The organism is Streptosporangiales bacterium, assembly GCA_009379825.1.
Taxonomy (GTDB): Bacteria; Actinomycetota; Actinomycetes; order Streptosporangiales; family WHST01; genus WHST01.
Genome location: WHTA01000065.1, coordinates 20,927 through 31,441 on the forward strand (window position 1 = coordinate 20,927; position 10,515 = coordinate 31,441).

A 10,515-nucleotide genomic window follows, 5' to 3' on the forward strand; every position below is an offset into this window, starting at 1 on the left:
AGGAACGAGCGGTGGCGTGCATCAGACGCCCGCAGCCGTGCCACGCAAGCCGCGAGCCACTCATGCGCCGGGGGCACGGGAGGGTTCAGGCGTGTGGGAGCTCGCGTTTGGTGGCGCGCCAGCGGGACAGGACCCCGTTCGGGGCGTCTTCTACGGTTAGGGCGTAGCAGAGGTGGTCGCACCATTGGCCGTTGATGTGCAGGAATCTGCGCCGGAGGCCCTCTTCCCTGAAGCCTAGCTTCTCCACCACTCGTCGGCTGCGTTCGTTCTCCGGGCGGATGTTCGCCTCGATGCGGTGTAGGCCGACGACGCCGAAGCAGTGGTCTACGGCCAGGGCTAGCGCGGTCGGGGTCACGCCGCGGCCGGCGAACCGTTGGTCGATCCAGTACCCCGCCTGGCCCGCGCAGGCGGAGCCCCATGCGATCGAGCCGATGGTCAGCTGGCCGGCGAACTCACCGTCGTACGTCACCACCCACGGCAGCGAGTAGCCGTGCTTCGCCTCCCGCAGCAGCGCCCGGGCGAGCGCCGTGTACCCGTGCCTGCTGGCCTCCAGCGCCGCACCGGCCGGCAGCGTCGCCTCCCACGGCGCCAGCCAGTGGTCGTTGCGCAGCCGCACGTCCCGCCAGGTACGCGCATCGCGGACACGCAACGGACGCAGACCGACCGGCCCCTCGGTCAGCTCGACCAGCCACTCCCGCATGTCCATGTCGCTTCGTCTCTATCCGCCTGCCGCCGACGCGACGTCACCACCGACCGTCACCACGCCGGCCAGGGCAGCCAGAATATGCCTCCGGGTTCCCGCGGCCAACCGGACCGGACACCGGCTCACGTCCCCCGGTGCCACCGGCCGGTCTTGCCGCCGAGCTTCTCCTCCACCCGTACGTCTGTGAGGCTCGCCGCCGGGTCCACCGCCTTGACCATGTCAATGACCGCCAACCCGGCCGCGGCGACCGCGGTCAGCGCCTCCATCTCCACGCCCGTACGGTCCGCCGTACGCGTCGTCACCTCGATCGCCACACCCTCGTCGGCGACGGTCAGCTCCACGTCCACGCCGTGCAGCGCGATCGGATGGCACAGCGGCACCAGGTCGGGTGTGCGCTTGGCGCCCTGGATGCCGGCGATACGCGCCACCGCGAGCGCGTCGCCCTTCGGCAGCTCGCCCGCCCGCAGCAGCTCCACGACCTGCGCCGAGGTACGGACGAAACCGGTGGCGCGGGCGGAGCGGGCGCTGACGTCCTTCGCGGACACGTCCACCATCCGCGCGTTGCCCGCGTCGTCGATGTGGGTGAGGCGATCGCCCGCCGAGTCGGTCACGAGGAGACCTCCCGCGTTCGCATAGCAGCGAGCACGCCGCCCGGCACGCGCCGGATCGTGGCGCGTGGGAGGTCGACGGGGTGCACAGTCATGGCGCCTGCCAGCCTACCGGCGGCGTCACACCTCGCCGAGGCCGTGCTCGTCGAAGATCAGGCAGTCGACCGAGCCGCCTACCGGCACCTCGGTCACGTCCTCGGGCAGCACGATGAAGCAGTTCGCGCGCGCTAGCCCGCCGAGCAGGTGCGAACCGTGTCCGGCGACCGGGCTGACCACGTGCGAGATGCTGCCGCGGCGCGCCACCACACCGCGGGCGAACTGCCGCTTGCCCTTCGGCGAATGCACCCCGCCGTCCAGCGTCGCCCGTACGGTGCGCATGTGCCTCGCGCCGATGCCGAGCATCTGGGTGAGCGCAGGCCGGACGAACACCTGGAACGACACGAAGGCGCTCACCGGGTTGCCCGGCAGCGCGAAGATCGGCGTCTCGTCCGGGCCGATGGTGCCGAAGCCCTGCGGCTTGCCCGGCTGCATCGCAACTTCCTCGAACTGGACGGTGCCGAGCCGGCCGAGCACCTCCTTCACCACGTCGTACGCACCCTTGCTGACGCCACCGCTGGTGATCACCGCGTCGGCGCGGATCAGCTGGTCCTCCAGCGTCGCGAGGAGCGTGCGCGGCTCGTCCGGCACGATGCCCACCCGGAACGCGACGCACCCGGTCTCGATCGCACACGCCGTCAGCTGGTAGCTGTTCGAGTCGACGATCTGCCCGGTGCCCACGTGCTGCCCCGGCTCGACGAGCTCGCTGCCGGTGGAGATCACCACGACCCGCGGCCGCGGGTGCACCCGCACCCGTTCCATGCCCATCGCGGCGAGCAGCCCGAGCCGCGACGCCGTCACCGGCTCGTTCTGGTACAGCACGGCGTCACCGGCGCTGATGTCCTCGCCCGCGCGCCTGATGTGCTGGCCGACGTTGGGTTGCTGACCGATGGCGACCTTCGCCAGCCCGGCGTCGGTCAACTCCACCGGGACGACCCCATCCGCGCCCGGAGGCACCGGCGCACCGGTCATGATCCGCGCGCACATCCCGGGCCGGACGGTGATGACCTCCTGGCTGCCGGCGGCGATGTCGCCGACGACCGGCAGCGTCACGGGCGAGTCCTCGCTGGCGTCGAGCAGGTCGCCGGCCCGCACGGCGTAACCGTCCATCGCGGCGTTATCGAACGCCGGCAGCGACACCGGCGACGAGACGTCGCGCGCGATGAGGCAGCCTCGCGCCTCCATCAGCTGCAGGTCGATCGGCTGCAGCGGCTTCACCGTAGCCAGGATGTCGGCTACGTGCTGATCAACGGACTTCACAAATGCTCCCCTTTACGCCCTCCAGGAACATTAACCCGTAGTGCGGACGTATTCACGCAGCCACTTCGTGAAGGCCGGGCCGATGTCCTCCCGCTCGCAGGCGAGCCGCACGGTTGCGGTGAGGTACTCCAGCTTGTCACCGATGTCGTACCGCCGGCCGCGGAACAGCACGCCGTGCACCGGACCGCCGTCGGCGGTGCGCCCGGCGAGCACCTTGAGCGCGTCGGTCAGCTGGATCTCGCCGCCGCGGCCGGGCGGCGTGTTCCGCAGCACCTCGAACACCGCGGCGTCGAGCAGGTACCTGCCGATGATCGCCAACCGGCTCGGCGCCGCCTCGACGGCCGGCTTCTCGACCAGGTCGGTGACCCGTACGACGTCCGCGTCGTCGGTCGCGTCGACCGCCGCGCAGCCGTACAGCGAGATCTGTTCTGCGGGCACCTCGAGGAGCGCGACCACACTGCCGCCGTACCGGGCGCGTACTTCGAGCATCCGCGCGAGCAACGTGTCGCGGGGGTCGATCAGGTCGTCGCCGAGCAACACGGCGAACGGTTCCGCGCCGACGTGCTCGGCGGCACACAGCACCGCGTGCCCGAGCCCACGCGGGTCGCCCTGCCGTACGTAGTGCATGGTGGCGAGGTCATTCGACGCCCGGATCGCCGCCAGCCGCTCGTGGTCGCCCTTCGCCTCGAGTACCCGCTCGAGCTCGTCGTTGCGGTCGAAGTGATCCTCGAGCGGACGCTTGTTCCTGCCGGTCACCATGAGCACGTCGGTGAGGCCGGCGGCGCTGGCCTCCTCGATCACGTACTGGATCGCCGGCTTGTCCACGACCGGGAGCATCTCCTTCGGCGTCGCTTTCACCGCCGGGAGGAACCTGGTGCCGAGACCGGCGGCCGGCACGACCGCCTTGATCACCCGCTGCTGCGCCATGGCGCGCACGCTATCAACCGGGCGTGCGACGCCCGACCGACCACGGGCTCAATCCTCGGACTCGCCACCGGACGGTCGCCGGTGGTAACGCACCCCGTCCGGGCTCGTCCAGGCGTACGAGCCGTCGGGCGCCCGCACCACCCGCCAGCCGCCGAAGCTCAGCAGCAACCGGTGCCGACGGCACAGCGGCGGCCCCGCCGGCGCGACCACCGTGCGCGCGGGACGACGACAGCCGGGGAAGCGGCACGAGCCGGTCGGACTGTCGCGCGGCCACTGCGCTCCGCCGGGCGGTCCTCCGTCGTGCCAATCGAACATATGTTCGATTCTAGCTCGCCGGTGGGCACCGGGTAACCCCGCAGTGCGGGCGTTCTTGCCACACTGGGCGCATGCCGTCTGCCGAGACCCGTGCCGCCCAGAAGGAGCGCACCAGAACCGAGCTGACCGAGCGCCGCCGGTCGTACGCCCAGGCGCAGCTCGAAGCCTTCGCCGAGCAGCTGGCGACCGTCGTGCTCGACGTCCCCGAGGTGCAGGACGCCGACACCGTCGGCTGCTACGTCGGCGTCGACGAGGAGCCAGGCACGCTGGCGCTGCTCGACGCACTGAAAGAGGCCGGCAAGACGGTCCTCGTGCCGATCACCAACCCAGACATGACGCTCGACTGGGCCGAGTACACCGGACCGGACGACCTCGCCGAAGCCAGGTTCGGCCTGCTGGAACCAGTGACCAGCAGATTGGGTACAGCCGCGATCAAGGCCGCCAACGTCGTATTGCTGCCCGCGACGGCGGTGGACGCGACGGGCGTACGGCTCGGCCGCGGCGGCGGTTGCTACGACCGGGTACTGGCGATGCTGCCCGACTCGGTCGTCACCTGCGCCCTGCTCTACCCGGACGAGGTACTCGACGAGCTGCCCACGGAACCGCACGACAAAAAGGTACAGCTAGCCGCCACCCCAGCCGGCGTCGTGCGGTTCGACTAGGTCCGCTGGGTCGGTTGGTTGCAATGCGCTAGCCCGCAACGCAACACACCCGCGCCGGAGCAGTGCACGTCGGCTAGGTCAGCTGGTTACCGTCCGCCAACCCGCAAGGCAACACACCCGCCGCGGCGAGCCCTGCGGTACGACCAAGTCAGCTAGTTGCGGTCCGCCAACCCAGCACGCAACACACCCGCGCCGGAGCAGTGCACGTCGGCCCTGCATAAACGCGATCGCTCGGTGAGCACCTGTGTCTCACGGATACTCACCCGATGCCACCAAATGCCGTCGTTCACGGGCCAGTCACGGGCCAGATTCCGACTCTTCGCCCTCCGACGCTGGCCGACCAGGCCGCGGCACTTCGAGCTGTTCGGCACCGCCTGCACCCTCGATGCCCAGGGCGCGTTCGATGAGCCGGTTGTTGCGCGCCCGGTGCCCGTCGAGGCACTTGCATAGCGCTTCAGGAGCACCTCGACACTGTTCCCTGCCCGGTCAGCCACATCCGTAGGGTCGACGCCTCCGTTGAGCCACGTTGACAGTGCAGCGTGGCGCAGGTCGTACGGCGTCCCGGCGAGCGGACTTGCTAGCTGCTGGGGCGTCAGCGCCAGGTGCCGCGCTTCCTGCCAAGCACGTGTGTACGTAGTCGAGCCGATCACGCCACCGCGCGTTCGGTTTCATCGATGTCGCGACCGGTGGTGTGTAGGACGCCGTCGGCGGTGCCGCGGGAGCGTTTGAGGACGAGGACGGTGTCGGCGGCGCCGGCCATGCCGTTGGTGCCGGATACCTCGGAAAGGAAGTCGTCGGCGGCGGCTTTGCGGACGTGGTGGACGAGGACGAACGCGACCCCGAAGTCGTCGGCGAGGCGTTTGGCGCGGCCGACGGCGGCGTAGGCGGATATGCCCGGTGGTGGCGCGCCGCGCATCTCGGCAAGTCGTGGCTTAGCCTCGGCGCCGGCATCGCCGTCGCCGCCGGCACTGCTCGACGAACCCGAGCAAGCGGCAACCATCGCGAATCGCGCCATCACACTGGCCGGCCAAGTCCGGTCGGCACGAATCATCGACCGCTTCCGCGAGACCGCCACCGACGCCAAGCGATACGACGGCATAGCAGAGCTACAGGAGTTCCGGCACCGAGTCATGGACATCGCCGACAGCACGAAGGAGCGCCAACCGTCATGCAGTGGAAGGTCCACTCCGAGAAGTCCCTGTACACCGACCAGTGGCTCGACGTCCAGACCGCAGATGTCGAACTACCCAACGGTCGACACCTCGACCATCGCTTCATCCGCATGGGCCCGTCCGCGGGTGCTGCAGTTCTCGATGACGCTCAGGAGAACGTGCTCCTCCTCTGGCGCCACCGCTTCATCACCGACGCATGGGGTTACGAGATCCCAATCGGCGCTGTAGACGAAGGCGAATCACCCGCCGACGCGGCAGCACGTGAGGTCGAGGAAGAGACCGGCTGGAAGCCGGCGAACCTTCAGCCGATGGTCCTCACACACCCTTCCGGCGGAATCCTCGACTCCACGCATCATCTCTACAAGGCCGTCGGGCAACGCACACCGGTCCGCCAAAGGACTCCTTCGAGTCGACCCGCATCGAGTGGGTTCCCCTCGACGATCTCCGCCGGCTCATCGACAAGCACCAGATCGTCGCTGGTTCGACGCTAGTCGCCGTCCTCGCAATCCGACAAGCAAGGTAGGTACACGGCTACGGCCGCGGTCTCCACAACACCGACGCGCGTTTCGGTCGGCGTCTCCATGCGGACGAGCGCTGCGGCGATCAGTGGCACGAACGCCGTCCGGATAGCCTCCCTCCGCTCTCACTGAGAATCAATTCGTACGGGGCATGTGAGACTCCGCTGGTCACGGCGCTGCCGCCTGGCTGAGCCTCGCGGCGGGTGTTCGGTTGGGGTTCGCCTACGGACAGCCCCGTCCCAGGGGTGGATCAGTACGGCAGGCTTCCGTCGGTGCGGTCGGGTGGGCCAGGAGTCGCCGGTGGAGGGTGGTGTCCGGGCTGAGGGCGAGTAGGGCGTCGGCGAGGGCGTCGGCCGCGGCGTGGGCCGCGTCATCTGTGAGCGGGTCGAGGGCGTCGAGGATGAAGACGGCGCTGCTGGTGTCGGTTGTGATCCGGGTGCGGGTGCCCTGCCGCCAGTTCCAGCGGCGGCAGGTGACGCCGGCGTCATCGCGCCAGACGACCTCGCCGGCCTCCGGGTGCTCGACGACGGGTTCGCCGCCCGCGGTGGTGTCGAAGCGCTCGCCGCCCGCGGCGCGGACCAGCTGCGGCGGCCCGACGTAGGCGGAGCGGTCCTCCCCGCCGATCGGCAGCAAGTGGGCGATGGAGATGGCGTTGTAGACGTCGGTGATCCGGTCGATGCGCGGCAGCCCAGCCGGGTCGAGGCGGCGCAGGAGAGCTTCGACACTGGGACGGGTGCGCTGCGGCTTGGCGCCGAAAGCCCTGTAGGTCTCCCGCCAGGCGGTCAGCTGCGCTAGCTGGTCAGGCGGCTGCCCGGCCAGCAGCCGATGCGCGGTAGCTTCAGCGTCGGTGAGGATGCGCTCGCTCAACGCGTCGCTGGGGCCGCCGCGGAGGCCCTCGGCCGTCAGCAGCACCGCCCGGTAGTCCGGCCGGAGGTCAAACACCGCTGCATCGACCGTAGCGGCAGCCAACCACTCGCGCAGGTCGGTCGACGGCCTCGTCGAGGTCGCCGGCGCGCCTGTGCTCTTGGGATGGCTGGTCATTTGCGGCCTTCGCGGACGTTCGGCTGGAACACGGTGAGGGCGAACCGGGCAAGCGTGGCCGCGTCGGCTGGCGTGGCGTAGCCGTGGGCGACGTCGCCGGCGAATGTCGCGGAATCGCCGGCCTCGAGCCGATCGGTGCGGTCCTCGACGCGGAGGTTGACCCGGCCGTCCAGGACGAGTAGCAGCTCGCGGGTGCCGACGCTGTGCGCCTCGCTGTGGTGCTCTTCGCCGGGGTGCAACGTCCAGTCCCACAGCTCGACGACGTCGGGTGGCTCGGTGCCCGCGACCAGTAGCGCCTGCCCGCCGCGCGGGCCGCGCCACAGCACCGGCGCCTGCCCCGCCGTGGTGATGGTCAACGCGCGGGGGCGCTCGACGTCGACCAGCACCGGCAGCCCGACGCCGAGTGCATCGCTGATCCGCAGCAGGGTGGCGATGCTCGGGTTGCCCTCGCCGTGTTCGATGCTGATCAACATCCGGCGGCTGACCCCGGAGCGTTCGGTCAGCTCGTCGAGGGTCCAGCCGCGGGCGGTCCGGTGCTGCCGGACGCGCTCACCGATCAGCTCGTTGACCAGCACCGCTTGCACCATCCCCGTCGCCTCTCTCCACACTGCTCCCCGGAGTGCACTATACTGCATCGAGAGACGGGAGGTGATGCCTGTGCAGCACGACGGCGGCACGCCGGACGCGGGACTGCGTGTGGAGACCCGACTAGCGGTCCTCGGCCGCGGCAGTCAGCAACCCGGGCAGCCGCTCAACGTCCCGATCGTCCCCGCGTCGAACTTCCGGGCCGCCCAGGGCGGGGCGGCAGGGCGGGAGTACGCCCGCGACGATGGCACGCCCCGCTGGGAGGCATTCGAGCAGCTGATCGCCGACCTGGAGGGCGGTCCGGCGGTGTGTTTCGCCTCGGGGATGGCCGCGATCGCCGCGGTGCTCGAGCTGTTGCCGGTCTCAGCCCGGGTGATCGCGCCCCGGGACAGCTACACCGGCCTTCGTACCTTGCTCGAGGACGGCGCGGCGGCCGGCGGGCGCTGGACGGTGCGCACCGTGGACATGGCGCGCGACGACGAGCTTGCCGCCGCGGTCCGCGACGCGGACCTGGTGTGGCTGGAAACCCCCAGCAACCCGCTGTTGGAGGTCGTGGACGTCGCCGAGGTTGCCGCAGCGGCGGGCGCGGCTGGCGCGCTCGTCGCCGTCGACAACACCTTCGCCACGCCGCTGCTGCAGGCTCCGCTGCGGCTCGGTGCGGACTTCGTCGTGCACAGCGCGACCAAGTTCATCGGCGGCCACTCCGACCTGCTCCTCGGCGCGGTGGTGTGCCGCCGCCCGGCGGACCGTGCGCGTCTCCTCCGCCGCCGCGAGGTCGCCGGCGCCACTCCCGGCGCACTCGAGTGCTTCCTGGCGCTGCGCGGCGCGCGGACCCTCGCGCTGCGGCTGCGCCAAGCCCAGGACTCCGCCGGGGAGCTCGCCCGCCGTCTGGCGGCGCATCCGGCGGTCGGCCGGGTGCGCTACCCAGGCCTGCCCGACCATCCGCACCACGCACGCGCCGCCCGGCAGATGCGCGGGTTCGGGGCGGTGCTGAGGTTCGAAGTCCGCGACGCCGACACCGCTGACGCAGTCTGCGCACACGTCCAGGTCATCGCGCGCGCCACCAGCGTCGGTGGGGTGGAGTCCACCATCGAGCGGCGGGCGGAACTCCCCGGCCAGGACCACGTCCCAGCCGGCCTGCTCCGCCTCAGCGTCGGCTGCGAACACGTCGAGGACCTGTGGGCCGACCTCGCCACCGCCCTGCATGCCACCGCACACCCCGCCAGCCGTCAGGACATGGACGCCAGGAGGTCGCCGTGATCGACACCGAACTGCCGACCGCGCCGTCGGCCAGCGCGCTGACCCGCGGTTTCGCCGCCTGCCTGGCCTCGGTCACCGAGGTGCCGGTGACCGAGCTGCCCCTGCCCGCCGGCGACCTCGCCGGGGCCCTCGGCGCCTGGCGTACCTGGCTCGCCGAACGCGGCTCCGGCCTGGTACCCATCGCCGACCCCACCCGATTCCAGTGGGCCGGCTGGTGGATAGCCGTCGTGCAGACCCCGGACAGCGGCCCGAGCGGCACATTGCCGCAAAACGCGACCGAGGTCGCCGCGTTGGCCTTTGGCACGCCGCCCGGCATCGTACTCAGCCCTCAGAACCCCACGCTCCTCGGCCGTGCCACCGCGGACCTGCCCATCACCGCCGCCTACGCCGTCGCCTCCCTCGACCCGGTGCTCCGTCCGACACCGGCCACGCCGGATCTGCACGGCACCGTCGAAGGACTCGCCATCGCACCCGCCGCCGAAGCCGACATGCGGTTGCTCGAGGTCACCCAGGCCCGCGCCAGCCGCGGCCTCGACGGCGACCGGTACGCCGCCGGCGCCGGCACCTTCAGCCCCCGCGCCGACCGCCGACCCGGCTACGACCTGACCCTCATGGCCGCGGAAGTCCTCGACGAACTCACCGCAGCCGGCCACACCGTCGACTTCACCACCACCCGGCGCAACCTCCTCACCCGCGGCATCGACATCAACGCCCTGGTCGGCCGTACCTTCTACATCGGCGACGTGCTCTGCGAAGGCCGCCGGCTATGCGAGCCCTGCGCCCACCTGGACCGGCTCAGCGGACCCGGCCTGCTACGGCCACTCATCCACAAAGGCGGCCTGCGCGTCGACATCCTCACCGACGGAGAGACTGGGAGCATCAATCCAGCCCGCCTGACCTGTTCAAGGCGTTGCTCCATCGCGATGAGACGCCCAGGGACGAACCGTCGCAGAAGTGCCTAAGAATGCAGGCCAGGTGCGGTGTCAGCACCTTGCTCGCTCCCGGGGACGTGCCAGCCCCCGATCCGGACGCGATCTGTGGCACGCAGGATCACCGGCATCCCGAACAGCGAGCACCAGGCTGTCCCAGGCGTGCTGCCCGTCCCGACGCCCGGGATCGCGCGTCCGCAAAGGGATCCGCATGCGTACGCGGCTCGCAGACTATGCCGATGAGTTTCGGGTGGATCTGGGGTCAGGAGGAGTAGTGGAGCCGAGCCGATGGGAAGGAACAACAATGAGCACGATGACCTCCGTGCGGGCGAACGGCGTCGAACTCGGCGTCGAGACCTTCGGCCGCGATGACGATCCACTCGTGCTACTGGCCGGCGGACCCACGATGTTGTCGTGGCCCGACTCGGTGTGTGAGCGG

11 protein-coding genes and 3 pseudogenes are annotated in these 10,515 nt (G+C 70.6%); 5 read left to right on the forward strand and 9 right to left on the reverse strand.

Going from position 1 to position 10,515, the window contains the following annotated elements; genetic code table 11:
- Positions 1–85 precede the first annotated feature (85 nt).
- The 5 genes from GEV07_23880 to GEV07_23900 form a co-directional block, all read right to left on the reverse strand.
- On the reverse strand, positions 86–700 hold the full coding sequence (locus GEV07_23880; GenBank protein ID MQA05626.1) for a GNAT family N-acetyltransferase: 615 nt from the start codon (positions 698–700) through the stop codon (positions 86–88).
- Positions 701–825: 125 nt separating this feature from the next.
- On the reverse strand, positions 826–1,314 hold the full coding sequence (gene moaC / locus GEV07_23885; GenBank protein ID MQA05627.1) for a cyclic pyranopterin monophosphate synthase MoaC: 489 nt from the start codon (positions 1,312–1,314) through the stop codon (positions 826–828).
- Between the two features lie 117 nt (positions 1,315–1,431).
- Complete coding sequence (locus GEV07_23890) at positions 1,432–2,667, reverse strand: molybdopterin molybdenumtransferase MoeA (GenBank protein ID MQA05628.1); 1,236 nt, start codon at positions 2,665–2,667, stop codon at positions 1,432–1,434.
- A gap of 30 nt (positions 2,668–2,697) precedes the next feature.
- Entirely contained in the window at positions 2,698–3,594 is an 897-nt protein-coding gene (locus tag GEV07_23895) for an NTP transferase domain-containing protein (protein ID MQA05629.1), read from the reverse strand.
- A 48-nt stretch (positions 3,595–3,642) separates the two neighbouring features.
- On the reverse strand, positions 3,643–3,909 hold the full coding sequence (locus tag GEV07_23900) for a hypothetical protein (GenBank protein MQA05630.1): 267 nt from the start codon (positions 3,907–3,909) through the stop codon (positions 3,643–3,645).
- Positions 3,910–3,980: 71 nt separating this feature from the next.
- On the opposite strand from GEV07_23900, the gene GEV07_23905 reads away from it, so the two are divergent.
- Positions 3,981–4,571: a 5-formyltetrahydrofolate cyclo-ligase gene (locus GEV07_23905; protein ID MQA05631.1), complete on the forward strand. Its 591-nt coding sequence runs from the start codon at positions 3,981–3,983 to the stop codon at positions 4,569–4,571.
- A 429-nt stretch (positions 4,572–5,000) separates the two neighbouring features.
- Here GEV07_23905 and GEV07_23910 read toward each other — a convergent pair.
- Both GEV07_23910 and GEV07_23915 read right to left on the reverse strand, forming a co-directional pair.
- Positions 5,001–5,230, reverse strand: a pseudogene (locus GEV07_23910) (site-specific integrase).
- Positions 5,224–5,493: pseudogene (locus tag GEV07_23915) on the reverse strand (DNA repair protein RadA). The pseudogenes GEV07_23910 and GEV07_23915 overlap by 7 nt, the downstream one beginning before the upstream one ends.
- A gap of 246 nt (positions 5,494–5,739) precedes the next feature.
- On the opposite strand from GEV07_23915, the pseudogene GEV07_23920 reads away from it, so the two are divergent.
- Positions 5,740–6,266: pseudogene (locus tag GEV07_23920) on the forward strand (NUDIX domain-containing protein).
- Positions 6,267–6,483: 217 nt separating this feature from the next.
- Here the strand turns inward: GEV07_23920 and GEV07_23925 are convergent.
- The gene (locus tag GEV07_23925; GenBank protein MQA05632.1) at positions 6,484–7,302 is read right to left on the reverse strand and encodes a hypothetical protein; all 819 of its coding nucleotides are present in this window, start codon (positions 7,300–7,302) and stop codon (positions 6,484–6,486) included.
- Complete coding sequence (locus GEV07_23930; protein ID MQA05633.1) at positions 7,299–7,889, reverse strand: helix-turn-helix domain-containing protein; 591 nt, start codon at positions 7,887–7,889, stop codon at positions 7,299–7,301. The genes GEV07_23925 and GEV07_23930 overlap by 4 nt, the downstream gene beginning before the upstream one ends.
- 64 nt (positions 7,890–7,953) lie before the next feature.
- Between GEV07_23930 and GEV07_23935 the strand changes: the two genes are divergently transcribed.
- The 3 genes from GEV07_23935 to GEV07_23945 all read left to right on the forward strand — a co-directional run.
- Positions 7,954–9,147: a PLP-dependent transferase gene (locus GEV07_23935; GenBank protein MQA05634.1), complete on the forward strand. Its 1,194-nt coding sequence runs from the start codon at positions 7,954–7,956 to the stop codon at positions 9,145–9,147.
- Positions 9,144–10,109 (forward strand): hypothetical protein, encoded by a 966-nt coding sequence (locus tag GEV07_23940; GenBank protein MQA05635.1) that lies wholly within the window; start codon positions 9,144–9,146, stop codon positions 10,107–10,109. The genes GEV07_23935 and GEV07_23940 overlap by 4 nt, the downstream gene beginning before the upstream one ends.
- 280 nt (positions 10,110–10,389) lie before the next feature.
- The coding region (locus GEV07_23945) for an alpha/beta hydrolase (protein ID MQA05636.1) at positions 10,390–10,515 on the forward strand (126 nt) is incomplete at its 3' end.